This window comes from Tenacibaculum insulae (genome assembly GCF_964512435.1).
In the GTDB taxonomy this organism is placed as follows: domain Bacteria; phylum Bacteroidota; class Bacteroidia; order Flavobacteriales; family Flavobacteriaceae; genus Polaribacter; species Polaribacter insulae_A.
In genome coordinates this window covers 744614-769758 of the sequence record NZ_OZ208512.1, presented here as the reverse complement: position 1 = coordinate 769758, position 25145 = coordinate 744614, and the positions used below count along the sequence as shown (strand labels likewise).

The 25145-nt window shown below is 30.6% G+C and carries 27 protein-coding genes and 1 tRNA gene; 6 read left to right on the top strand and 22 right to left on the bottom strand.

Annotated elements, in window-relative coordinates:
* Nucleotides 1-24: 24 nt before the first annotated feature.
* Genes ACN5J5_RS03530 through ACN5J5_RS03460 form a run of 15 tightly spaced genes read right to left on the bottom strand, consistent with a single transcriptional unit; the run spans nt 25 to nt 11817 of the window.
* On the bottom strand, nt 25-651 hold the full coding sequence (locus ACN5J5_RS03530) for a hypothetical protein (RefSeq protein ID WP_418645931.1): 627 nt from the start codon (nt 649-651) through the stop codon (nt 25-27).
* Nucleotides 632-1258 carry a LolA family protein gene (locus ACN5J5_RS03525; protein WP_418645930.1) on the bottom strand — a complete coding sequence of 209 codons (627 nt, stop codon included), beginning with the start codon at nt 1256-1258 and terminating at the stop codon, nt 632-634. Before ACN5J5_RS03525 ends, ACN5J5_RS03530 begins: the two co-directional genes overlap by 20 nt.
* Nucleotides 1251-2027, bottom strand: a complete 777-nt coding sequence (locus ACN5J5_RS03520) for a polysaccharide deacetylase family protein (RefSeq protein ID WP_418645929.1) — start codon at nt 2025-2027, stop codon at nt 1251-1253. Before ACN5J5_RS03520 ends, ACN5J5_RS03525 begins: the two co-directional genes overlap by 8 nt.
* Complete coding sequence (locus ACN5J5_RS03515) at nt 2021-3049, bottom strand: beta-ketoacyl synthase chain length factor (RefSeq protein WP_418645928.1); 1029 nt, start codon at nt 3047-3049, stop codon at nt 2021-2023. The genes ACN5J5_RS03520 and ACN5J5_RS03515 overlap by 7 nt, the downstream gene beginning before the upstream one ends.
* On the bottom strand, nt 3046-4248 hold the full coding sequence (locus ACN5J5_RS03510) for a beta-ketoacyl-[acyl-carrier-protein] synthase family protein (RefSeq protein ID WP_418645927.1): 1203 nt from the start codon (nt 4246-4248) through the stop codon (nt 3046-3048). Before ACN5J5_RS03510 ends, ACN5J5_RS03515 begins: the two co-directional genes overlap by 4 nt.
* A gap of 1 nt (nt 4249) precedes the next feature.
* A complete protein-coding gene (locus tag ACN5J5_RS03505) occupies nt 4250-4507 on the bottom strand; it encodes a phosphopantetheine-binding protein (protein WP_418645926.1) in 258 nt (85 codons plus the stop codon).
* On the bottom strand, nt 4507-5130 hold the full coding sequence (locus tag ACN5J5_RS03500) for a 3-oxoacyl-ACP synthase (RefSeq protein WP_418645925.1): 624 nt from the start codon (nt 5128-5130) through the stop codon (nt 4507-4509). The genes ACN5J5_RS03505 and ACN5J5_RS03500 overlap by 1 nt, the downstream gene beginning before the upstream one ends.
* Nucleotides 5127-6266 (bottom strand): beta-ketoacyl synthase N-terminal-like domain-containing protein, encoded by a 1140-nt coding sequence (locus tag ACN5J5_RS03495; RefSeq protein WP_418645924.1) that lies wholly within the window; start codon nt 6264-6266, stop codon nt 5127-5129. The genes ACN5J5_RS03500 and ACN5J5_RS03495 overlap by 4 nt, the downstream gene beginning before the upstream one ends.
* Nucleotides 6267-6273: 7 nt before the next feature.
* A complete protein-coding gene (locus ACN5J5_RS03490) occupies nt 6274-6720 on the bottom strand; it encodes an acyl-CoA thioesterase (protein ID WP_418645923.1) in 447 nt (148 codons plus the stop codon).
* Nucleotides 6721-7158 (bottom strand): hypothetical protein, encoded by a 438-nt coding sequence (locus ACN5J5_RS03485; RefSeq protein ID WP_418645922.1) that lies wholly within the window; start codon nt 7156-7158, stop codon nt 6721-6723.
* Between the two features lie 7 nt (nt 7159-7165).
* A complete protein-coding gene (locus ACN5J5_RS03480) occupies nt 7166-8050 on the bottom strand; it encodes a lipid A biosynthesis acyltransferase (RefSeq protein ID WP_418645921.1) in 885 nt (294 codons plus the stop codon).
* Between the two features lie 15 nt (nt 8051-8065).
* Complete coding sequence (locus ACN5J5_RS03475) at nt 8066-8308, bottom strand: acyl carrier protein (RefSeq protein WP_418645920.1); 243 nt, start codon at nt 8306-8308, stop codon at nt 8066-8068.
* Nucleotides 8309-8316: 8 nt separating this feature from the next.
* Nucleotides 8317-9534: a beta-ketoacyl-[acyl-carrier-protein] synthase family protein gene (locus ACN5J5_RS03470; protein ID WP_418645919.1), complete on the bottom strand. Its 1218-nt coding sequence runs from the start codon at nt 9532-9534 to the stop codon at nt 8317-8319.
* An 11-nt stretch (nt 9535-9545) separates the two neighbouring features.
* Nucleotides 9546-10277 (bottom strand): 3-oxoacyl-ACP reductase FabG, encoded by a 732-nt coding sequence (fabG, locus tag ACN5J5_RS03465; protein ID WP_418645918.1) that lies wholly within the window; start codon nt 10275-10277, stop codon nt 9546-9548.
* 4 nt (nt 10278-10281) lie between these two features.
* Nucleotides 10282-11817, bottom strand: a complete 1536-nt coding sequence (locus ACN5J5_RS03460; protein WP_418645917.1) for an HAL/PAL/TAL family ammonia-lyase — start codon at nt 11815-11817, stop codon at nt 10282-10284.
* Nucleotides 11818-11930: 113 nt separating this feature from the next.
* On the opposite strand from ACN5J5_RS03460, the gene ACN5J5_RS03455 reads away from it, so the two are divergent.
* The 4 genes from ACN5J5_RS03455 to ACN5J5_RS03440 all read left to right on the top strand — a co-directional run bounded on the left by ACN5J5_RS03455 (nt 11931) and on the right by ACN5J5_RS03440 (nt 15909).
* Nucleotides 11931-13169: an NAD(P)/FAD-dependent oxidoreductase gene (locus ACN5J5_RS03455; RefSeq protein WP_418645916.1), complete on the top strand. Its 1239-nt coding sequence runs from the start codon at nt 11931-11933 to the stop codon at nt 13167-13169.
* A 100-nt stretch (nt 13170-13269) separates the two neighbouring features.
* Nucleotides 13270-13342, top strand: a tRNA-Met gene (locus ACN5J5_RS03450).
* 130 nt (nt 13343-13472) lie between these two features.
* Nucleotides 13473-13919 (top strand): protein-disulfide reductase DsbD domain-containing protein, encoded by a 447-nt coding sequence (locus tag ACN5J5_RS03445; RefSeq protein WP_418645915.1) that lies wholly within the window; start codon nt 13473-13475, stop codon nt 13917-13919.
* A 16-nt stretch (nt 13920-13935) separates the two neighbouring features.
* Complete coding sequence (locus tag ACN5J5_RS03440) at nt 13936-15909, top strand: protein-disulfide reductase DsbD family protein (RefSeq protein ID WP_418645914.1); 1974 nt, start codon at nt 13936-13938, stop codon at nt 15907-15909.
* Between the two features lie 42 nt (nt 15910-15951).
* Here ACN5J5_RS03440 and ACN5J5_RS03435 read toward each other — a convergent pair whose 3' ends face one another.
* From ACN5J5_RS03435 to ACN5J5_RS03420, 4 genes are all read right to left on the bottom strand, one after another.
* Nucleotides 15952-17199, bottom strand: a complete 1248-nt coding sequence (locus tag ACN5J5_RS03435; protein ID WP_418645913.1) for an NAD(P)/FAD-dependent oxidoreductase — start codon at nt 17197-17199, stop codon at nt 15952-15954.
* Between the two features lie 22 nt (nt 17200-17221).
* On the bottom strand, nt 17222-18229 hold the full coding sequence (locus ACN5J5_RS03430) for a 4-hydroxyproline epimerase (protein WP_418645912.1): 1008 nt from the start codon (nt 18227-18229) through the stop codon (nt 17222-17224).
* Between the two features lie 158 nt (nt 18230-18387).
* Entirely contained in the window at nt 18388-19974 is a 1587-nt protein-coding gene (locus ACN5J5_RS03425; protein ID WP_418645911.1) for an aldehyde dehydrogenase (NADP(+)), read from the bottom strand.
* 1 nt (nt 19975) lies between these two features.
* Nucleotides 19976-20890, bottom strand: a complete 915-nt coding sequence (locus ACN5J5_RS03420) for a dihydrodipicolinate synthase family protein (RefSeq protein ID WP_418645910.1) — start codon at nt 20888-20890, stop codon at nt 19976-19978.
* A gap of 144 nt (nt 20891-21034) precedes the next feature.
* Between ACN5J5_RS03420 and ACN5J5_RS03415 the strand changes: the two genes are divergently transcribed.
* Both ACN5J5_RS03415 and ACN5J5_RS03410 read left to right on the top strand, forming a co-directional pair.
* Nucleotides 21035-21874 (top strand): AraC family transcriptional regulator, encoded by an 840-nt coding sequence (locus ACN5J5_RS03415; RefSeq protein WP_418645909.1) that lies wholly within the window; start codon nt 21035-21037, stop codon nt 21872-21874.
* A 98-nt stretch (nt 21875-21972) separates the two neighbouring features.
* Entirely contained in the window at nt 21973-22938 is a 966-nt protein-coding gene (locus tag ACN5J5_RS03410) for a type IX secretion system membrane protein PorP/SprF (protein ID WP_418645908.1), read from the top strand.
* On the opposite strand, the gene murI is transcribed toward ACN5J5_RS03410, so the two are convergent.
* The 3 genes from murI to ACN5J5_RS03395 all read right to left on the bottom strand — a co-directional run bounded on the left by murI (nt 22935) and on the right by ACN5J5_RS03395 (nt 25137).
* Nucleotides 22935-23726, bottom strand: a complete 792-nt coding sequence (gene murI, locus ACN5J5_RS03405; protein WP_418645907.1) for a glutamate racemase — start codon at nt 23724-23726, stop codon at nt 22935-22937. The two genes, ACN5J5_RS03410 and murI, sit on opposite strands and share 4 nt — an antisense overlap.
* A 66-nt stretch (nt 23727-23792) precedes the next feature.
* Entirely contained in the window at nt 23793-24302 is a 510-nt protein-coding gene (locus tag ACN5J5_RS03400; protein WP_418645906.1) for an OmpH family outer membrane protein, read from the bottom strand.
* A 37-nt stretch (nt 24303-24339) separates the two neighbouring features.
* Nucleotides 24340-25137: an OmpH family outer membrane protein gene (locus ACN5J5_RS03395; RefSeq protein ID WP_418645905.1), complete on the bottom strand. Its 798-nt coding sequence runs from the start codon at nt 25135-25137 to the stop codon at nt 24340-24342.
* Nucleotides 25138-25145 lie beyond the last annotated feature (8 nt).

Genomic DNA, 25145 nt, shown 5'->3' with positions numbered 1-25145 from the left:
AATAGTAAAGATTATACAGTTATTTTAATTGTTACTTATAATCGTTAAGTCAATTTTAATAGGTGATTTTTTATGCTGAATTACAATGTGCTTTGCAATTGAATCTTGAATTTTATTAAAATTGATACTAACTTTTTCTTTCGTTTTTGTGGTATTTACAATTTTAGTTAATTCTTGATTGGTTACGGTTGTAAAATAGTGATTAAATCTCTTTTTTGTTTTTGTTTGATAAATATTAACAAGCTCATTTTTTTTATATGTTTTGTAAATTTGATGATGCTCTTTTGTTAATGTTTTAAAATCGTTTGTAAGAATGTTTATAATTATTTTTCTGTTTAATTCGTCCATAATATAATGAGTTTTTACATCATTTTTATTAAGCTGAAAATCAAAAATTTTGTTCCCAAAATTAGTTGTAAATACAATACGATGACACTCTTTGTCTATTTTTTTAATAATTAAAATACCACCAAAAACATTATTGTAAGCCTTTATTTTAGCTTTGTAAACATAATCTGTATTTATGTCAGAAAAATATGGGTTTGTAAATGTTGTTTTTGTAGAACTGTATTCTTGTAAATTTTTAGTTGTAGGAATACTACAAGCAGCAAAAAACAAAATAAAAATTAAATTAATTACTAAAAATCGCATCGCTTACTGTTGTATTTCGTGTTTTGTTTTTAAATATAATTTTAGTGTAATCTTTAGAAGGTTCAATCATTTTAACTTCAATTACATCATTTGTTTGTAAGCTAAAAGTTAGCTCGAATAAGGCAATGAACTGACGTAAGTTTTTATCTTTTGGAGTAAATTTAATAAGGTAGTTTTTTTTATCCTTAAAATATAAAATGCTAAATTTTGTATCGTCAAACATATTGCCTTTTACGCTGTTTGCTATAATATTATTTAAGCCTTTAAACATTTTATTAGAACCTAAATCTATGTTACTTTTATCACCATCGTCATTAATTAATAATTTATCTTCCTTGAAAATTACGGTGTAATTGTAAGGAGATGTGTATTCCCATTTTATTAAATTAGGTACTTTAAATACAAGTTTTCCAACAGATTTTATATCGTTTTTTAAAAAACTAAGATGCTTGTATTGTGTAAAATCACTAGTAATGTTTTTGGTATTATTGTCTAATGCAATAACATTTTTTTTAAAGATATTTATCTCTTTTTCGCTTAAAGGTGTTTGCGAAAATATTAAATGGCAGTTTATAAAAATAAGTAGTAAAATAGCAGTGTTACGCATAAGCTTTTATATTAAATAAGGTATTTACAGTGACAGGTTTGTAATTGTTTTCTTGTAAAAATAACAACAATTGTTCCAAAACATTAACAGTTATAGCTTTCGAGTCGTGTAATAAAATTACCGATCCAGGTGCTATTTTATTTTTTATTCTATTTAATATTTCTTGCTCATTATTTTTTACAGTGTCTAACGATCTTATATTCCAACCGATAACTTTGTGTGCTGTTTGTTTAATAGCTTTTGATATTGACGGATTTGTAACTCCGTATGGCGGTCGAAATAAATTCATTTTCTTACCGATTAACTTTTCAATTATATCATCGGTTTTTTTAATTTCAGCAATAACTTTTCTTTTGCTATAAAAATCGAAAAAAGGCGAATGTGAATATGAATGATTTCCAATCGTATGTCCGTCGTTTATTATTTCTTTTATAATATCGGGATGTTGTTCAATATGTTTACCAATGCAAAAAAAAGTAGCTTTTGCATTGTAGCTTTTAAGAATTTTTAAAATTTGAGGTGTAAACTCTGTATTAGGGCCATCATCAAAAGTAATTGCAATATGTTTTTCTTTACTATTTAAAGCAGCATTGTAAGCTTTTAAATGATAATTCCATGTAATATTAAAACTACCAATAGATGTGGTTATCAACCAAAATAAAATAACAAATAAATAAGCAAAAACAGAAATATTAAAGTAGTCGTTGCTAATGATTAAACAAGCAATTATAAAAATGGTAAAGGCATTTATATTTTTAAATGTTAGCATGATGTTAATAGCGTAAAACTATGTTGTTTTCCTTTAAATTGATTGTATAATAAAATGTTTTTATAGTTGGATTTTTTTATTGAATTAAGTCTTAAGCTTTCAGGAATATCTTGTTGTTTAATAATATTTGAAGCTGCCCAAAAACCAAATGCTGAAGCGGTAAAAAATTCGCCACAAAGATGTTTGTAATGTGTATGAATGGTGTTTTTTAAAATAGAATCTTGAAGATTTTGATAATATACATCATATTCATCTCCGTTTTTACCAAGTACCACAACATCAATTTCTGAAACTAATAAATTATTTTGTTGTAAAAAATCTATTAATTTTTGTTGAATTAACGCTGGTGTTGCAGTGTTAATTATTTCAACAGCCTTTAACTGACAATAAGTATGTTTTTGTTTAGCAGCTGCTACCGTAAAAAAATGAGCTCCTTCGCTAAAAGGAACTGTAATAGGTTTTGTTTGCTCAATTTCGGTTTTAACAATATCGTTTATAAATTGTTTACCTAATTCATCAACTCCGCCTACTAAAATAGTATTAGCTTCTTTTTCATGCAGCATAAGTTGCGCGTCAATTAATGAAGATTCGAAAGAAACAGCACCATGTACATAAGTCATATTATAACCTTTGCATTTAAGTGTTAACGCTATTTGAGCGCCAACGGTATTGTGTGTAGATTGAATAAATGAAGTAGGTGTTAAATATTGTTCATCATTATTAATAATGGCATTTAAAAATTTTTCAGAATCTTCAATACATCCCATTCCTGTACCAGTAATAATTGCATCCGGATTTTCAAGTTGTGCCTCTTGTAAAGCTATTTTTGATGTAGCAATTCCCATTTTTACACCCGTAGCCATACGTCTGCTAGCTCTAGGATTTATAAAATCTTTGTATTTTGGATGAGCGGCAGCTACGGTTTTTAACTCGTTAAAAACAACAGTATTTAGGAGGTTAGGAGCATCAAAAGTATTTTGAGCCGAAATTGAAGCGACACTATTTATATAACAAGGTTTCATTTGCTTTTAGAAAAAATTAGTGTTGAACAATTTCCGCCAAATCCAAAAGAATTAGAAAGTACATAATTTAAATGTTTTTTGGTAACACTTGTTATCGGAGTAATGTTTAACTCAGGTATGGCTTCGTTAAAATTTAAATTAGGAAACATGATGTTTTGTTGAAGCGCTAATACGGAATATACAGCTTCTATTGCGCCAGCCGCAGCCAAAGTGTGCCCAGTAAAAGCTTTGGTAGAACTAAAACTTGGAATCGTATTTGTAAAAATTCTTTTTATAGCTTCGCCTTCAGATAAATCGTTGTTTGGTGTTGCAGTACCATGTGCATTAATATAATCAATGTTTTTAGGTTTTATATTTGCTACCGTTAAAGCTTTTTGCATTGCCAAAAAAGCACCTTCGCCATTAGCAGATGAAGCTGTTTGATGAAAAGCATCATTCGCGTTTCCGTATCCCGCAAGGTGTGCTAAAACGGGTTTGTTTTCTTTTTGTATAACAGTGTCAGATTCTAATACCAAATAAGCTGCAGCTTCGCCTAGGTTAAGTCCGCTTCTATTTGCATCAAAAGGTTTGCAGTCGGTTTCAGATAATATCATTAAGGTTTTAAAACCGTTAATGGTAAATTTTGCTAAACCATCGGTTCCGCCAACAATAACACGATCTAATTGCCCCGATTTAATTAAACGAGCTCCTAGCATAATAGCATTGGCTGCTGAAGAGCAAGCGGTGCTAATGGTAGTAATATAATCAGTAATACCTAAGTGTTCTGCAATTTTTTCAGTACTATTTCCTGCATGATGACTCTCAATAAATTTTTTGCTTTCAGTGTTTTTATGAAAATTTTGAAAATGTTTTTCAGTCATATCCATTCCGCCAACACTGGTTGCAGAAATAAACCCTGTTTTACAAGAATTTACATCCTTAATATTAGCGTGTGTTATTGCTTGTTTCGCAGCAATGCAGCCTAATAACGCAGTTCGAGAATAATTATGATTTGTTGGTAAATTAAGATTATCAGCAAGTTGTTTGTTGGTTAATAATACTTCGCCAACTTTAATATCTTTATCATGTCGTGTTTTAATATTTACTACAGGAGCAATGCCTTTTTTGTGATTTATAAGTGCATTAAAATTTTCATCTATAGTAGTACCTATAGATGAAATGATTCCCATTCCTGTTATTGCAACACGGTTTTTCGACATTTTACTTTGTGCGGTTTTTTGTAATATAAGTAGCTAAAACTTCAATAGATACAAAAACCTCTTTACCTTCTTTAGGATCGGTAAGTTTTATACCATAATCTTTATCTAACATTACAATAAGTTCTAAAGCATCTATAGAATCTAAGCCTAATCCATCGCCAAACAAAGCATCGTTATCCGCAATGTCTTCAACACTAAATTCTTCTAAATTTAATTGTTCAATAATGTTTTTTTTAAGTTCTTGTTTTAAAGCTTCCATTAATTTTTGGTATGTATTTTTTTAATAAAATCGTGTGTGTATTTGTTGTTTTCTTCTGTCGAAACAATATACATTAAAGCATTATAATTAGCACCATCAAAATCTATCCATCCGCAAAGAACATGTTTGCTCTTGTTGTTTGCTATTAAAGAAAAGGCATATTGTTCTAATAATTTTTCATCAAAATGATTGGAAACAAAAAAAGCATTTTCGCCTTTTATTTTATGTCGAATACTAATTTCGCCAATAGCAATATTTGCTAAAGTATAAACAAATACAGCAGGACTTGGGTAATAATTTTCGGTATCGTTAATAGTTTCTTGATGCTTTCTATCGGTATCTAAACTAGCGCTATTATTTGATAAAACAATAGCCATGTTTTCTTTATCAATAGTAGTTGTTTTTTTATCTTCTAATAAAAATTCGGCAGCAAGAAAGGCTAATTTACAAAGGTTATCCATTTTAAAAAACTTAGGATAAGAGATTGATTTTTCTTTGTAAATCTGTTTTGAAAATTCAGCAAATGATAGGTTTGTGTCTTTTACAAAAACAGGTGTATCGTTAAGAGTAACGATGTTGTTTTTTATTTGACAATATGTTGTGATGTTTAGATTTTTTTTCAATTGTCAATTTTTTTAAAAAGTACAGCAGTATTGCATCCTCCAAATCCAGAAGCGGTTTTTAAGAAGGTGTTAATTTCTTTTTTTTCTTTCTTTTGAATGATATTTAAAGAGGCAGATACACCTAGTTCATCCATGCCTAGTGAGGTGTATAAAGTATTGTTTTTTAAGGCTTGAATTCCGATAATAGCTTCTAATAATCCTGAAGCACCTAAAGTATGTCCGTAATATCCTTTTAAACTATTTAAAGGTGTGTTTTCTAATAAAGCTCTGTTAAAAGCAATGGCTTCCATTTCGTCATTAAACACTGTTGCTGTACCATGAGCAGAAATATAATCGATGTTTTTAGGGTTGATGTTGGCTTCTTTTATAGCAGATTGAATACTTTTAAATAAGCCTTCACCATTTCTTGAAGGTCCTGAAATATGATTGGCATCATTGCAAGAGCCATCTCCAATAATTTGGATGTTTTTTGTTTTTGATTTTTGGCTAGAAATAGCAACCGAGGCTGCTGCTTCGCCAATGGTAATTCCGTTTCTGTGTTTAGAAAAAGGTTTACAAGGCTTATTGCTTATTGCCTGAAAAGATTGAAAACCAGATAAAGTAAATTCAGAGACGATATCGCCAGCAACGATAAAAGCGTTGTCGTAATAATTATTTTGAATAAAACGCTTAGCAACGGCAACTGATAAAATTCCAGAAACACAGGCGTTTGATATAATAATTGGCGTGTTTTTAAATCCGAAGAAATTTTTAATTTTATCTCCTAAAACAGGTAGGTAAGCGCGTTCGGGTGTAAAATCAGTATTATTTTTACTTAAAGCATCAATATTGCCTTTTGTAGTTGCAATTAATAACGCTGTTTTGTCTGCTATTTTAAAATCAGCTTTAGAAATGGTATCGTTAAGAGAAAGAATCATCATTTTCTCTAATTTGGTATATAAATTACCGTTTCCTATTTTATTAAAAGCGTTGTTTAATTCGTTATCATTAATTATCGAAGCGTAATATGGAGTTTTACTAAACTTTTTATGCAGTGTTATCCCTGAGTTTTCTTGTTCAATTTGCGAAATGTTTGTTTCGCTATTAAAACCAAGAGGTGAAATAATATTAGTTGCAGAGATAAAAACGTTTTTCATAGTACTTTTAAATTAATCCGTTATTTTCTTTCCACTTTTTAAAAAAAGGAGGGAGCGTAAGAGATAAATCGTTATTGTTATCTAAAAAAACTTGAATCGTTTCTCCTGTACAAACAATTTGTTTGTTTGCGTTTGTAATTTTATAGCTAAAAATTATTTTGGCAGCTGCGGTATTGATAAAAGTAGCTTCTACAGTGGCAGTTTCTCCGTATTGTAAAGGTAATTTGTGTTCGCAACTAGATTTTATAATGGGTGTAACATAGCCTTTGGCTTTTACATCTAAATATGAAAGTCCGTGTTTTCTACCAAAAGCTTCTCTTCCGTCTTCAAAATAACGAAGATAATTACCGTGCCAAACAATACCTAAAGCATCTGTTTCGTTAAAACGAATTCTGATATCTTGAGCTATTTTTAGCGCATTTTTATCAATATTTTTATTTTTTCTTGATTTCATTTACTGCTTTAAAACGGTTTTCATTTGTGCCGACATAATAACTTCGCCAGCTAATTTTGTGGTTCCTTTAACTAAAGTAACCCCCATTATTTCTTGTAAAATTTCTACTTCAGTTTCTAGTTGTTCGCTAACTTTTGGAAGTTTTTTAATGGTTACTCCTTTTATAGCTCCAATATAACCTTCGGGAGCCGGTATGTTTTTTATGTAAAAATGATAACCTGTATATAAAGCCACTGTTTGTGCCATGTGTTCTATTAAACCAGGTTCGGTAAGGTAATTATTATCAACAAACATATTGTTACTTAAAACGGTTAAGCCAGAAATAACTTTTGTTTCATCAAAATATAACAAAGAATCTACCATAACAATAGGTGCTCTTTGTGGTATTAGTTTAAGAATTGTATTTTGATCTGTTATTTTTTCTTTAAGTAAATTCATTATTGATTTAGTTTTTTAAATCGTTCCAAAAATCAAAATAATTAAACCATTGTAAAGGATATTTTTTAAGTATCCATTCTAAACTTTCGGTATATGATTTCAGTAAAGCTTTATGATCTCTATGTTTTACCTCAGCAGTTCTTGCATAAAGATGATAATGTTTGTTGGTTTCTTTCATTACGTACACAAAAATAACCGGTACTTTTAAACGCGACCCTAATAAAAACGGACCAGCAGGAAATTGTGCCTCTTCGCCTAATAATTTATGGGTTAGCGATTTTGCTTCTTTAGTATAACGATCACCAGTTATACAAATAATTTCATTTCTTGATAAAGCGGCATTTATTTCAAAAATATGAGAAAGATCTTCTTTTATAATGATAAATTTTATGCTCGATTTTGTGGTTACACTTTCAATATAAGCTTTAATATCACTATGTTCTCTATCGGTAGTAAGTAAACTTATAGCAACATCTTCTTCAAGTTCATTTAAAAAGTATTCAGCAATTTCAAAATTACCAACATGTGCACTTATTAGTACGCCTCCTTTTTTTTCTTGAAGGATGTTTTTAAGTTGCTCTATACCATCAAAATTATAGGTAAATTTATTTCTTAAGCCAGATGAAATCGCAATTTTATCAATAATTGTTTGTCCAAAAACATAATAGCTTTTGTAAATGTTTAATACACTTTTAAATACAGTGTAAGAACGCCTTTTACGAAAGTAATAATAGATTGATTGTGTGCTCTTTTTAGCAAAAAAACAAAAGTAAAAAGCAACAAAAAGAAGAACGAAGTAGGCAGCGTATAATCCTAGTTTTTTAATGCAAAAAACAAATATTTTATAACCTAAAACTGAACCTCTAGATTTCCCTTCCCATTTTGTAGACATGTATTGACGTAAAAATTAGCTTAATTTATTTTCGATAAGATTGTAAAAATCTTGAAGAGAAACGATGTTTATAAAATCTTCTCCAACTAATTTAACACCAAAGTTAGCTTCAATAGCAACTACTAAATCAACAAAATCTAAACTATCAAGTTCTAGTGTTTCTTTTAAATTGGCTTCAGGAGAAATGTCTTCTGCTTCAACTTCAAATTCATCTATAAGAAAATCATTTATCTTTTCAATAATAGCTTCTTTGTTCATAATCTGTATTATAATTTTTTTATTATTAATGCTGAATTTGTTCCTCCAAATCCAAAAGAATTCGACAAAAATACATCAATTTTTTTATCTAAGGTTTTGCTTACTAAATTTAATTTAGCTGCATCTTCATCTGGAGTTTCTAGGTTTATATTCGGAGCAATAAATGAGTGTTGCATCATAAGCATAGCATAAATTACTTCACTGGCTCCGGCCATCCAACATTCGTGCCCTGTCATAGATTTTGTAGAGCTTACAAAAGGGCCATTTTCACCAAAAACATCAAATATAGCTTTAGCTTCATTGCTATCTCCAACGGGTGTTGAGGTAGCATGCGCATTTACATAATCAATGTCTTTAACAGGAATATTTGCTTGTTTTATAGCTTTATTCATGGCGCGAGAAGGTCCATCTACATTCGGAGTAGAAATATGTTCTCCATTTGATGAGAATCCGTAGCCTATAATTTCACCTAAAATAGGAGCGCCTCTTTTTATTGCAGATTCGTAGCTTTCAACAACTAAGGTTGCTCCACCTCCGCTAGGTATAAGTCCGTCGCGGTTTTTATCAAAAGGGCGAGATGCTTTTGTTGGTTGTTCTTCATTTGCAGAAAAAACTCCTAAACCATCAAAACTACCCATTGCTAGTTCGTTAATTTCTTGTGCTCCACCGCAAATAATACAATCTTGTAACCCACTTTTTATAAGCTGATATGCCATACCAATAGCGTGCGAACCACTTGCGCAAGCGGCACTTATGGTAAAATTAATACCGGTAAGTTTAAAAATTGTTGATAAATTCATGGTTATTGTAGAGTTCATACCTTTAAATATAGCACCAGAACCTACTAATGTTGTGTCTTTTTTTTCTCGGATTTTATCAACAGATTCGATAATAGATTTAGCAGTACTATCATTACCGTAAAGAATACCAACTTCGTTGTTGTTTAAAAAGTCTTGCGAAATTTTAGCATTTTCTAAAGCCTCTATAGTTGCCATATATGCATAAGCTCCTTCTTCACCTAAGCTAATTCTTTGCCTTCGGGTAAGTTGTTTTTTTAAGTTAGGCGTTTCTACCATACCTGTTAAACAAGATCTGTACCCAAAATCTTTTCTTTTTTCGTCAAAAATAATTCCAGAGGCGCCTTTGTAAAGCGATGCTTTAGCTTCTTCTAGGTTTTTGCCTATGCAAGAATAAATACCCATTCCTGTTATAACAACTCTACTCATTTTTGTAAGTTTTAAGAATAAATTCCTCCATTAATATTAATAACTTCTCCAGTAATATACGATGCTTTTTCTGATGCTAAAAATGAAGCAAGGTGTGCAACCTCTTCAGGATTACCAAATCGATTTGCAGGAACTAATTTTTTTAATTCTTTTTCATTTAAATCACCAGTCATATCTGTTTTAATAAACCCAGGCGCAATAGCATTAACAGTTATTTTTCGTTTAGCAATTTCTTGAGCTAAAGCTTTTGTAGCACCAATTACGGCACCTTTTGCGGCAGAATAATTAGTTTGACCAGGCGTTCCTTTTAATCCAGATAACGAAACAATATTAATAATACGGCCATATTTTTGAACCAACATTTTTTGAATTAAATGATTGGTAACATTAAAAAAACCATTAAGACTAGTGTTAATTACGTTGTTCCAATCATCCGTAGTCATCCACATAAATAAACCATCTTTAGTAATACCTGCGTTGTTTACTATTACTTCAATTACCGCTTCTTTATTATTACTGTGCCAATTATCTAAAGTTTCTTTAACTGCTGCGTTATCAACAACATTAAAAGGAAGTAATTCTCCAGATCCACCTGCAGCTTCAACAGCATTTAAAGTATCTAAAGCAGCTTGTTTGTTGCTTTGATAATTTATTAAAATAGTATAATCGGTGTCTTTTGCAAGTTGTATACAAATAGCTTTTCCTATTCCTCTAGATCCTCCTGTTACTAAAGCGTATTTCATAAAATTAGATGATATTATTTTCGTGATTCATTATAAATTCTTTTACCTTATTTACATACGGATACATGACCACATCTTCAGTAAAAGCAGGAACTATATTTCTTATGGCATCGTACATTTTTTTAGTTTTTGATGATACCTTATCTTGTGTTTTAAGATACTCAATAGCTTGTACAATGGTTATCATTTCTATAGCAACAACCTCAAAAGCGTTTTCAATAACTTTTTTTGTAATTAAAGCCGCATTTGTACCCATACTAACAATATCTTGATTGTCGTTATTATTAGGAATACTATGTACGTACATTGGATTTGATAACATCTGATTTTCGGCAGTTGTTGATGTTGCTGTAAATTGAACTCCTTGCATACCAAAATTTAATCCTAATTTACCAAGATTTACAAATGCGGGTAAAATATTATTAAGGTTTGGGTTTAATAAATAGTTTAATTGTCGTTCAGCAAGCATGCTCATTTTTGTAACAACAAGTTTTAACTTATCCATTTCTAAAGATACATAATCGCCATGAAAATTACCACCATGATATACATGTTGTTTTTTTACATCGACAATAGGGTTGTCGTTGGCAGAATTTACCTCTTCAATTAAAATATTTTCAATACTATTTAAAGTATCTAAAACCGGTCCTAATATTTGAGGTACGCATCGTAATGAGTAATATTCTTGAACCTTTTCTTCAAAAACAGTTACATCAGGGTTTTTGTTGTATAAATGATTTTCGCGCTTTCTAGTAAGTTTGCTATCTGCTAAATTACGCCTCATTTGATTGGCAATTTCTCGCTGACCGTTATGTTTTTTAGCATTGTTAAGTTCTTCGGATAAATGATCGTCGTAAGCCTGTACTATTTCGTTAATTGCTGATGAAGACAATGTAATCCAATTAAGTAAATTTCTAGTATTTATGGTATTTACAATACCAACGCCAGTCATAACAGAAGTACCATTCATAAGAGCTAAGCCTTCACGTAAAACAACCGAAATAGGTTGCAGGTTTTCTATTTTAAAAACTTCTTTTGTAGGTTTTAATTCATTTTTATAAAACACTTCACCTTCTCCAATTAATACAAGCGCCAAATGTGCTAATTGCACCAAATCGCCACTTGCACCAACACCACCATGTTCGTAAATTAACGGAATAATATTTCTGTTAATTAATTCAGTCATTAACTCAATAACCGATTTATGAACTCCAGAATATCCAAGAGACAAAGTATTTAATCGAGCAATCATTGCTGCTTTTACATATTGAGGAGCAATTGGGTTTCCGGTACCCGATGCATGACTTCGTATTAAATTATATTGTAATTTAACACGATCAGAGTCAGCTATTTTATATTGTGCCATTGGGCCAAAACCAGTGTTAACACCGTATATGGTTTTGTTTTCAGAAAACGTTTTTAAAAAATTAAAACTATTTTCAATAGTTTCAAAAACGGTGTTGTCTATTTCAATAGGATTGTTTTTAAAAATAATTTTATAAAAATCTTCAATTCCTAAAGTTCCACTTAATTTTAGCATTTATAAAGTATTCGTAATATTTAAAAATATATTTTAATAACTAAACTTAAAGTAGTTATTTTGAAGTACAAATTTAGAATAATAAATGGTTTTTGCCATAAAAATTGTGAGTGATGAAAAATGTGGATGTATTAATTATTGGAGCAGGACCATCGGGTTGCGTAGCAGCGTCTTATTTACATAAAAAAGGATGTAATGTAAAAGTTGTTGAAAAAAATAAATTTCCAAGATTTGTTATTGGCGAAAGCTTGTTGCCAAGATGTATGGATCATTTTGAAGAGGTAGATTTATTAGCGTGTTTAAAAAAACAAAATTTTGAAGTTAAAAACGGAGCAAGATTTTTAAGAGGCGATGAGGTTTGTAATTTTGATTTTAGTAAAAAACATACCAAAGGTTGGGATTGGACATGGCAAGTTCCTCGTGCAGATTTTGACAACACTTTGGTGGAAGAGCTTACTAAAAGAGGCGTGAATTTTGATTTTGAGAAAGAGGTTACAGATGTAGTTTTTAATGAGAACGGAACATCTATAACGACAATAAAAGATAAAAATGGTAAACAAAACAAAGTAGTAGCAAAATACATTATTGATTCTAGTGGTTATGGTAGGGTTTTACCAAGGATTTTAAATTTAGAAAAACCATCAACCTTATTAAATCAGTCATCTATTTTTACACATGTAAAAGATATAAAAAGACCTGATGGATGGGAAGGTACCCGCATAACATTTGATGTAATTGATACCAGAACTTGGTTTTGGGTTATTCCTTTTTCTAACGGAACAACAAGTATAGGCTTTGTTGGTCCAACCGAATTAATAGCGTCGTATAAAGGTAATACCTCAGAAAAATTATCTAAAATGTTAACTCTTTCAGATTATTATTATGATAGATTTAATGAAGTTGATTTTTTGTTTAATCCCATCGAAATAAAAAATTATTCGAAGTCGGTAACAAAACTGTATGGTAAAGGTTATGTGCTAACAGGTAATAGTGCAGAGTTTTTAGATCCAGTGTTTTCTTCAGGGGTAACTTTTGCAACAGAATCTGCACTACTTGCAGCTAAATTAATTGTAAAAGAATTAGAAGGAAATAATGTAAATTGGGAAACCGAGTATTCAGAATACATTAAAGAGGGAGTTAATGTTTTTGCAACTTATGTAAAAGAATGGTACACAGGAAATCTTCAGAAGTTGTTTTTTCATAAGCCAGAAAATCCAGAGATAAAAAAACAAATATGTGCTGTATTAGCAGGTTATGTATGGGATAAAACAAATCCGTTTGTAAAAAAACACGACAGATTAGTAAAAACGGTTGCTCATATTATAGATATGGAAAAAGAAGCTCAAGCTTAAAAAAACTCACTTAATTAAAATATATTTTACAAGAAACAATAATAATGTAAGTTTTATTAGGAGTTAAAGAATAAAAAGCGGTATATTTGCAACCGCAAATCGCGGGATAGAGCAGTAGGTAGCTCGTCGGGCTCATAACCCGAAGGTCACTGGTTCGAGTCCAGTTCCCGCTACAACAAGAGTAATCAGCAATGGTTACTCTTTTTTTTATGTAAAAAAATTAATTTTTTTTATTGTTGTTGATTTAATAAAGAAAGATGCTATTTTTACAAAAAATAGAATAATAGTTTTAATTATATAAAAATGAGGAAATTAATCGCAATCTTAATCTTTACTTTAAGTTTTATGTCTTACGGACAAATTCACAATCCCGTAAAATGGACAACAAGTGTAAAAAAAATATCAGATAAAGAAAGTGAATTAATCGCAACAGCTACATTAGATGATGAGTGGCATATTTATTCGCAAGAAATACCTAAAGGAGGTCCGATACCAACATTATTTTCTTTTACAGGAGATCAACGTTACCTAAAAAAAGGAAATACCAAAGAAGATGAAGGCGTTGTTGTAGATGATGAGGTGTTTGAAATGCGCATTAAGTATTTTGATACAAAAGCGGTATTTAAACAACGTATCAGATTAAAAACAAATGAGAAGTTTGTAATAAACGGAACGGTGGAGTATATGGTTTGCTCGGGCGCTAATTGTTTGCCTCCAAAAGAAATAGATTTATCTTTTTCGGTTAATTAAGATTAATAAAATTAAAATGAAAAAAACAGTACTACTTTTTTTAGGTTTATTAATAAATTTAACAACCTCAGCTCAGGTATTTAACCCCATTAAATGGAAAACGAAAGTTGAAAAAATTTCTGAATCAAAATATAAATTGATTGCTGAAGCTAGTATTGAAAATACTTGGAGTTTATACTCTCAAGAAGTTCCTAAAGGAGGGCCAATACCAACTACTTTTACTTTTGATGATAATGGCGGTAAAATTAAATTAGTAGGAAATACTAAAGAACCTAAAGGTAAAATTAAATTTACAAAACTTTTTAATGAAGCAGGAATGAGCATTAAATCGTTTGCTCACAAAGCTGTTTTTGAACAAGAAATAGATTTAATAGATGCTAATATTAACGAGGTTAATGCTTTTGTTGAGTTTATTGCTTGTACTGATGAGCAATGTTTACCTCCAAAAGAAATTGATTTAGTTTTTAAATTAAACAAAGCAATATCAAAAAATAAAAGTGTTGCAAAAGTTGATAAATCCACAAAAAAGAAAGATAAAAAAGGGCTAATAGCAATCTTTTTTATAGCCTTTTTATCAGGATTTGCAGCTTTGTTAACACCATGTGTTTTTCCGATGATTCCGATGACGGTAAGTTTTTTTACCAAACAAAGTAAAAGTAAGGCTAAGGGAATTAAAAATGCGATTATCTACGGAGTATCAATCATAGGAATTTATGTTTTATTAGGCACCGTTGTAACAGGTGTTTTTGGTGCAGATGCGTTAAATGCCTTGTCAACTAACGTTTGGTTTAACATCGCATTCTTTTTAATCTTAATAATATTTGCCGTTTCTTTTTTAGGAGCTTTCGAAATTACTTTACCAAGTTCTTGGGCAACTAAAGTAGATTCTCAAGCAGATAGAGGAGGGCTAATTGGTATCTTTTTTATGGCATTAGCCTTAGCAATTGTTTCGTTTTCTTGTACAGGACCAATTGTAGGAACTTTATTGGTAGAAGCTGCATCAAAAGGTGGTTTAGCTCCAATTGTAGGGATGTTAGGTTTTTCGTTAGCAATTGCATTGCCATTTGCTTTATTCGCAGCTTTTCCGGGATGGTTAAATTCATTACCAAAATCTGGTGGATGGCTAAATACAGTAAAAGTTGTTTTAGGATTTTTAGAGTTAGCATTAGCTTTTAAATTTTTATCAAATGCCGATTTAGTTTTACAATTGCATTTATTAGAAAGAGAGGTTTTTATCGCTATTTGGATAGCAATATTCGGAGCTTTAGCATTGTATTTATTGGGTAAAATTCAATTACCACACGATAGTCCACAAAATCATATTTCGGTAGGTAGGTTAAGTTTAGGTTTAGTAGTGGCATCATTTACAATTTATATGTTGCCAGGTATGTGGGGAGCGCCTTTAAATTTAATTTCTGCTTTTCCACCACCACAACATTATAGCGAATCTCCTTACGGAGTAGGGTACACAAAGCAAAATACAGTTGCTATTTCTAGCAACGATGCAAATACACATAATAATGGTTTGCCAGAAGGAGCGCATTTAATGCCGCCTCATGATATTATTTCTTTTCACGATTATGATAAAGGACTTGCTTACGCCAAAAAAGTTGGCAAACCGGTAATGATTGATTTTACAGGGCATGCTTGTGTTAATTGTCGTAAAATGGAACAAAATGTTTGGGTTAAACCTAAGGTTTTAGATGTTTTAAAAAATAAAGTAGTTTTAATCTCATTATATGTTGATGATAAAAGAGCTTTAAAGGATGATGAGGTTGTAGAATCAAAATTAAATCCAGGTAAAAAGCTAAAATATATAGGTCAAAAATGGAGTGAGTTACAAACCATAAAATACAAAGCAAATTCGCAACCGTTTTATGTATTAATGGCACATGATGAATCTAATTTAATTGACCCCGCTGCGTACACTCCAGATGCATCAGAATATTACAATTGGTTAGAAAAAGGTATTTCTAACTTTAAAAAATAATTAAATAAAAAACACTTTAGAAATTTCTAAAGTGTTTTTTATTTAACTAAACCTATCTGGATTAAAAGGACTAATATCTAAACTAGTTTTTTCTTCGGATATAATTTCAGAAACTAATTTACCAGTAGCTGGTCCTAAGCTCCAGCCCATCATTGCATGTCCAGTTGCGATAGTTATATTTTTAATTTTTGATAAACGACCAATATAAGGCAATCCGTCAGGAGAGCAAGGACGTAAACCGCTATCGGCATTATTTATTTCATGCTGATTAATATGTAAATTTGTGTAATAATTTTCTCCGGCTTTAGCAATTTTTTTTACCCGAGCAGTGTTTATTTGATTATTTAATCCGCCTATTTCCATAGTTCCTGCAAATCGCGTAAAACCATCCATTGGCGTTACCGCAACTTTAGCTTCTGTTAAAATAGCTGGTATTTTAATGCCTGTTTTTTGGTTAACATTAATTCGATAACCTTTACCTGCTTGTATGGGAATTGTTGTGTTTAGTTTTTTTGCTAGTTTTTGAGACCAAGAACCTGCAGCAATAACAACTTCATCAGCAAATAACTCTTGTTTACTGGTTTTTATAGCGCTTACTTTATTAGCTGCTATATGAATAGCAGTAACTTCTTCTTTTGTTAAAAATGTTACCCCGCTATTTTCTAAATATTTTTTTATTTGAAGCATAAAATCATTCGGACACATGTGAGCATCAGAATGATAATAAACTGCGCCTTTAATATTTAAATTCACATTAGGTTCTAATTTTTGAACTTCTTTTTTTGTTAAAAGTTCAACCTTTAAGCCTTCTTCAATTGCAACTTTTCCCGTATTCCATTCTTCTTCTCCTGCTTTGTCGGTTTTGTAATACATTAATAAACCTTTATGTTGATAAAAAAAACTAAAATCACTCGAAGCTTTCATCTCTTCATACAAATCTTTACTTAACAAATTAATGTTTTTTATAACAGGAATTGAAGAAGCTACTTTTTTATAGGTCGATGATTTTTTAAACAATAACGACCATTTTAAAAAATCTAAATCTAAACGAGGTTTTATCGAAAAAGGACTCGTGGAATTTAGCATCCATTTAATGCCTTTGTTAATCATCCCTGGTGCGGCCAAAGAAATTATGTGGCTAGGAGTAATTATTCCGGCATTTACAAAAGAAGCACCAGATGAAAAATCCGATTTATCGATAACTGTAACCTTATGACCTTTTTTTTGAAGATAATAAGCGCTACACAAACCAATAATTCCGCCACCAATAATTAATATTTTTTTAGACATATAAATACATTGATTTTTAGAATTAAATTACCTGAAATCCGTATGCATACGGATCATCTTTATCATTAATAATAATATTATTGTATCCAAATACCTTTGCCCAACCTTTAATACTTGGTATAATGGCAGGTTTGCCATTTAATGTTGTTTCTTTTTCTACTTTACCAATAAAAGTGCTTCCAATAAAACTTTCATGAATAAAATCTTCGCCTAATTGTAGTTTTCCTTTAGCGTACAATTGTGCTAAACGTGCTGAGGTTCCTGTACCACAAGGGCTTCTGTCAATAGCTTTATCGCCATAAAAAACGGCATTTCTTCCTGATGATTTTGGGTTAATCGGGTTTCCTGTCCATAACAAATGAGTTACATCTCTAATGGTATCATCCTCAGGATGAATAAACATATCAGGATATTTTTTGTTAATACGATTTCGAACAATTTGTGAATACTGTATAATTTTTGATGCTGAAAAATCATGTACACCCGAAAAGTTTTTTTGTGGATCTATGATGGCGTAATAATTTCCTCCGTAAGCAACATCAAAAGTAATATTTCCTAATTCAGGACAGTTGATGGTTAAATTTTCGGCAGCTAAATAACTTTTTACATTTACAAGTTTTACCCAATCTACTTTTTCGCCAGTTTGTTGATATTCAATTTCTACCAAACCAGCTGGGGCTTCCATTTTAATTTTCCCTGGATTTTTAGGAGTTATTAAACCTTCTTCAATAGCAATCGTAACGGTGCCAATGGTTCCGTGACCACACATAGGTAAACAACCTGAGGTTTCGATAAATAAAATGGCAAAATCATTTTGAGGATTGTGAGGCGGAAACAACATAGATCCGCTCATCATATCATGACCACGAGGTTCAAACATTAATCCTTTACGAATCCAATCGTATTCTTTTAAAAAATGCTGACGTTTTTCACTCATATTAGCACCAATTAAGTTTGGGCTACCACCTGCAATAAGTCTTACAGGATTTCCACAAGTATGAGCATCTACGCAAAAAAAAGTTTTTTTCATGCTAAATTGAATCGCCAGCTTGTATCCTTTTATGGAAAAAACCCTTCAAAAATTTCTCTAATCAAGAAAGACGAAGCTGGCTTTGTTTTCAATTTCTTTAGCTTAATCAAAGATAATATTTAGTTTTTTTGATATCCTAAAGAAAATGTTAATTTTTGTTAATGTATTTGTTCTTTTGTAAGGCTATTGTTAACAGTACGTAAAATATGTAACGGATTTTCATTTTTTAATTCGCAAGGCAACAACTCGTTTGGCCAATCTTGATAACTAAATGGTCTTACCCAACGTTTAATTGATTGAGTTCCAACGGCTGTAAAACGACTGTCTGTTGATGCAGGATATGGACCACCATGAACCATTGATGGGCAAACTTCTACACCAGTTGGCACACCGTTAAAAATAATTCGTCCCACTCTGTTTTGTAAAGCTGCAATTATTTTAGGGTATTTGGCAATTTCATTGTCATCAGAAATAAGAGTACCTGTTAATTGTCCTTCTAATTTCATAATAATTTGTTCTAGTTGCGCTTCATCGTCACATTGCACAATCATTGAAAAAGGACCAAATACTTCTTGATGTAATGTTGGGTTTTCTAAAAATGTACTTCCTTTTACGGTTGTAATTATTTGAGAAGCATAATTTTTTGGAATCTCTTTTTGATAATTACCAACAATAGTTAACCCTTTTTGATTAACAGCGATTTCTTTATTTTTTTGATACGCTTTAACAATATTTGGATGTAGCATACATGACGGATTTGTAGCCACAATATTTTTAGCTAATTGATTTGTGAAATGTGTTAAATCTGCTCCTTTAATCCCTAATATTAAACCCGGATTTGTGCAAAATTGCCCTGTTCCCATGGTAATTGAATTCGCATAAATAGTGGCTAAATTTTGAGCTCTATTTTTTAATGCTTCCGGAAAAATAATTACAGGATTTATACTCCCCATTTCAGCAAAAACTGGAATTGGTTCTGCTCGTTTTGATGCTAAATCTAACAAAGCTCTACCGCCTTTAATACTTCCTGTAAAACCAACAGCTTTAACTTTTGGGTGGCCAACTAATTGTTGACCAACTGCTATTCCGCTTGAATTTAAGTTTGAGAAAACTCCGTTTGGCATTCCTGTTTTTTCTGCGGCTTTTATTATCGCAGTTGCAATTAATTCTCCTGTACCAGCATGCATTGGGTGCGATTTTACAATTACTGGGCAACCAGCGGCAAGTGCAGCAGTAGTATCACCACCTGCGGTTGAATAAGCTAACGGAAAATTACTAGCACCAAAAACAACTATTGGTCCTAAAGGAATGTTCATTTTACGAATGTCTGGTTTTGGCATTGGTTCTCTATCGGGTTGTGCAGTATCTATTGTGGCATTAACCCAAGATCCATTAGAAACTAAATCGGCAAAAGAACGGAGTTGAAAAACGGTTCTTCCTCGTTCTCCTTTGGCTCTTCCTTCTGGCAATCCAGTTTCAGAGCAATACATTTGTATTAAGTTATCATCTAAAGCTAAAATTTCATCTGCGATAGCATTTAAAAAATCAGCCTTTCTTTTTCCAGAAATAGTTTTGAATTTATTAAAAGCATCAGAAGCTAAAGAAACTGCTTTATCAATTTCTTGTGAGGTTGCTTCGGTAAAAGTGAGGCTATTTTTTTTGTTTAATTCAGGGTTAAAAGTTTGGTAAGTTGTATTGCCTAAGGCAGATAATTGATTTCCTATATAATTTTTTCCTGTCATCATTTTACAAGTTTTTATAATCAGGTAAAGTTGGTCTGTTTTTTAATCCTGTTTCAATAATATTTAAAACATGGTTTCTTTCCTCACCTATTAGTGGTAAACGTGGTGCGCGTACATTTTCGGTACCAATACCTGTAGCAACTTCAGCTAATTTTATATTTTGTACTAATTTAGAATTTATATCTAATTCTAACAAAGGTAAAAACCATCGGTAAATAGCTAAAGCTTCTTTAATTTTTCCTGCTTTTTGAAGCTCATAAATAGCCACTGTTTCTTTTGGAAAAGCGCATACCAAACCAGCAACCCATCCGTCAGCTCCCATTAATAAACTTTCTAAAGCCAAGGTGTCAACACCTGTCATAATTTTTAATCGATCACCAAAACGATTTTTAATTCTTGTTACGTTAGAAATATCTCTGGTAGATTCTTTTACAGCTTCAATATTATTACATTTTAGCAGTTCGTCAAACATATTTAAGGTAACTTCAACCTTATAATCTACAGGGTTATTGTACACCATAATAGGTAAAGATGTATTATTTGCTACAGCTTTAAAATATTCAACAGTTTCTCTGTCGCCAGCGGTATAACGCATCGGCGGCAGCATCATTAAACCCATTGCACCATCATCTTCAGCTTGTTGCGCTGCTATAATTGCCGATTTAGTAGTTTGTTCCGCAATATTTATTAATACAGGTACTTTTTTATCAACAAAACTAACTGTTGTTTTGGTAAGTGTTCTTTTTTCATCGTTAGATAAAGTACTTGCTTCACCTAATGTTCCGCCTAAAACAATTCCATGAACTCCAGCATCTAATTGCGCCTTAATATTTACCTCAAACATCTTTAAATCTAAAGTGTCTTTATTTGTAAATTTTGTAGTTACTGCCGGCATAACGCCTTTCCAATTTATACTCATTTTGTTTTTTTAGGGCAAAGTTATATTCGATTTTTAGAGTTTATTTGTTAATTATTACCTTATGATTGTATTATTTTAACATTATAATCTATTTTTTATATTTATTTAGGTAGTATATTATAGATTTGTGTAAAATACTGTTATATGAAAGTTTTACCTTTTAAAATACCTAAGACTAAAAATTTAGGATTAATTTATCAAGAAGATAAAGAAGTTTTTTTTTATGATAAATTACATCAACACGAAGAAATTCAGCTTTGTTATATTGTTAAAGGAGAAGGAACTTTAATAGTAGGAGATACTGTAAACGAATATAAATCCGACGATATTTTAGTAATTGCAGGTAATCAACCACACGTTTTTAAAAGTGATACTTCAGTAATTAAAGAATCGTTTATGATGTCGTTATTTTTTACAAAACAATCATTTGGAACCTTTTTTTTTGAGTTGGACGATTTTAAAGAAGTGATGCCTTTTTTTACAGCTGCTAAAAACAGTTTTAGGTTGCTGTCTAACACCAAAAAAATAAGAAAATTGTTTTTTAAACTTAAAAAAAGTAGGGATTTATTAAAGTTTATTGTTTTTATTAAGATAATAGACATTATTGTTGATTCTGAAACAAAACTTCTTTCATCATTTTTAGACGAAAAAATGTATTCAGATAACGAAGGGAAAAGAATGAGAGATGTTATGGATTATACATTAAGCAATTTTACTAAAAAAATTGAGTTAGAAGATATAGCAGATGTTGCTAACATGACTGCTAATGCTTTTTGCAGGTATTTTAAGCAAAGAACAAATAAAACTTTTTTTACTTTTTTAAATGAGCTAAGAATAGAAACGGCTTGTAAGTTGTTAAAAAATAAAGAGTATTCAATTATTGAAGTTTCAGAAAAATCGGGATTTAAAAACATTTCGAATTTTAATAGAAAATTTAAAGAATTGAAAGGTAGAACCCCGTCTAATTATCGATTAAATTATTAAGATGTTAAAAAATGAATAATAAGTTTAGTTTTTTTAAAATTAACAAGGTTTCTTATTTCTCTTGGCTATCTTTGGTAGCTATTTATCAATTAAAAAATATGAAAAGAATTACAGTGTTGTTTTTTTTAACCTTTATAATAAAAGGTTACGCACAAGAAACATTACCTATTTATGCAGATTATTTATCGGATAATGTGTATTTATTGCATCCAACCGCAGCTGGTATTGGAGATTGCGGTAAAATACGTTTTACAGCACGCCAGCAATGGATTGGTGTAAAAGATGCTCCGTCATTACAAACAGCAAGTTTTCATGCTAAATTTAATGAAAATTCTAATGCAGGATACGGGTTTATTCTTTTTAATGATAAAAATGGTTACCATTCTCAAAAAGGATTTCAAGGTACTTATACATATCACTTAAATTTGGGTAACGAAAACTTGTTTAAGCAACTGTCATTTGGTTTGTCAATGTCTGTTGTGCAGAATGAAGTTGATCAAAGAAGGTTTGTAAACGACCCAACAGTTAGCCAAATAATTGATAGTGATTTTTATTTCAATGCCGATTTTGGTATGGCATATCATCATAAAGGATTATCATCATATTTTACAGTTAAAAATATTATGTTATCAGCAAAAAATGACTTAAACCCCGATTTTGAATCTCTTAATTTAAGAAATTACATTTTAGGAGCGGGTTACTTTTTTGGAGATGAAGATAAATTACAGTTTGAGCCATCAGTAATGTTTCAGTACAAAGATGAGACTGGAGAAAAAATTGGTGATTTAAATTTTAAAGTATATAAACAACTAGAAACTGCTCAGTTATGGGCAGCATTATCTTACAGAAGAAGTTTTGATAGTAGTGCTTTTGGTGATGCACATTATGTAACGCCAATAGTTGGTGTTAACTATAAAAACTTAATGTTTGCTTATACTTATACACAACAAAGCGGTGATGTGGTTTTTTCTAACGGAGGTTTTCACCAAATTTCTTTTGGTATTAATGTTTTATGTAAAAAACGTAGAGGTTCTGCTTGTCCGAATATAAACGGAAGTTTTTAAAAATCTAAAAAGTTAATAGTTAAATCAGCATAGTCTTTTAAGATATTAGTCAAAACATTTTTTTCTTTATTGATGTAAAAAATACTAGAATTTTTGTTTTTTGATGTAGAAAGTAAATTGTGTGCTGCCAAAATATTTTTAGTTTGTTTAGCAACAGCTTCACCAGAATCGATAATTTTAATAGTATTTCCTGTAATTTCTTTTATCTGTGGTATTAAATACGGATAATGAGTACAACCCAATACAATACAGTCGCATTTAGATGACAACATTGTGTTTAAATGTTTTTCTAATAAATTAGTCATTTCAGGCGAATACATTTTTCCGTTTTCAATAAGTTCAACTAAGCCATTACCTACTTGCTCAATAATTTTAACAGTGTTGTTAATTGTTGCCGAAGTTTTTTCGAATAGCTGACTGTTAAGTGTTCCTTTTGTTGCTAAAATACCAATGGTTTTCGTGGTAGTTTGTATTGATGCCGACTTAATAGCAGGCTCTATACCAATAAAAGGAATTTTATAATTACTTCTTAAATATTCAATAGCATTGGTTGTTGCAGTATTACAAGCAACAACAATAATTTTACAACCTTTTTTTATTAAAAACTCGGTGTTTTTAATTGATAACTCAAGAATTTCTTCTTTTGATTTTTGCCCATAAGGCGCATTTTTACTGTCAGATAAATAAATAGTATCCTCATTTGGTAAAAGTGCGTTAATTTCTTTCCAAATAGATGTACCGCCAATACCAGAATCAAAAATACCTATAGGTTGTTGTTTATTTATCATATATAACAAAAATAAAAATCCTGCTGAATTCAGCAGGATTTTTTATAAAATATTTTAAAGGTTTAATTAGAAACCTAATTTAGCTTTTACAGCACCATAAATATCTTCACCTTTTTCAAAAACGATTAATCCTTTACCAGCGGCAGAATCAAATACGTAAATAATTCCTTTTGCAGCAGCAACATCTTTAATAGCTTGTTCAGCTTTTTTTAAGATAGGAAGTGTTTTTTCTTGATATTTTTTTTGCATTTCTTGGCTAGCAGCCTGTTCAGCTTGACCAATTTTTTGTCTATCTTGTTGAACCTCGATAGCTCTTTTTTGGTTTACTTCTTGTGTTTGGCTTTTTCCTTCTGCATCGTATTTTTTAACTTTTGCTTGCAGTTTTTTAACCATCGCTTCAATATCGTCACGGTAAGTTTTACTTAACTTCTCTAATTCAGCCTTCATTTGTTTAGTTGCTGGCATTTCAGATAATAATTTATCTGTATTTATATGTGCCGTTTTTTGTGCATTTGCCACACTACCTAATCCAATTGTAAAAATTGCAACTAATAATAAGGTTTTAAAATGTTTCATCTTTGTTTTAATTTAATTTATGTTCTTTATTCTTGATTTATTTACTCTGTTCTTCAGCGGCCTTTTTCTTAGCGTCTTCTTGTGCTTTTCTTAAGGCATCTTTCTTTTCTTTTAATAGTTTTCTTTTTTCAGCTCTCTCTCTTAATTTAGCTTGTCTTTTTTCTTCTATTTGTTTAATCTTAGTTAATCGATCTGCTTGTTTTTTCTTTTTGATTGCTTCTTTTTGAGCTGCTTTTTCTTTTTGAGCATCGGTTAAACCTTCGTTTTTTAACAATGCTTTTTTAGCTGCAATTTTATCCTTTTTTTCTTGTCTTTTTTGATCAATATTAATCATTTTAACAACAAGGTCGCTAATATCGTGTTTTTTATTGGAATATAACATGACTAACTCACCAGATTTATCAAAAACAAAATCATATTTTTTTCTTGAAGCAATATTTTGTATTGCACTATAAACTTGGTCTTGAATAGGTTTTATTAACTGTTTTCTTAAATTATACATATCTCCTTTCGGACCAAAATATAATGATTCTAATCTACGTAAAGCTTCTCTTTTAATAGTGATGTCTTCTTCACGTTCATCAATTAAATCTTTAGTTAAAATTGCCTTTTCATTAGTTAGGTCAGTTTTTAAAACTTCTATAGCTCTTTTTTCTTTATCTAATTTAGTTTTCCATTTTTCAACTTTGGCATCTAAAGAATTTTGAGCTTCTAAATATTCTGGGATATTTTGAAGAATATATTCCATATCAATATATGCTATACGTTGACCTTTTTGTGCAATGATATTGCTAGTAATAAATAAAAGAACGATTGATAAAATGATTTTTTTCATCTTGCTAT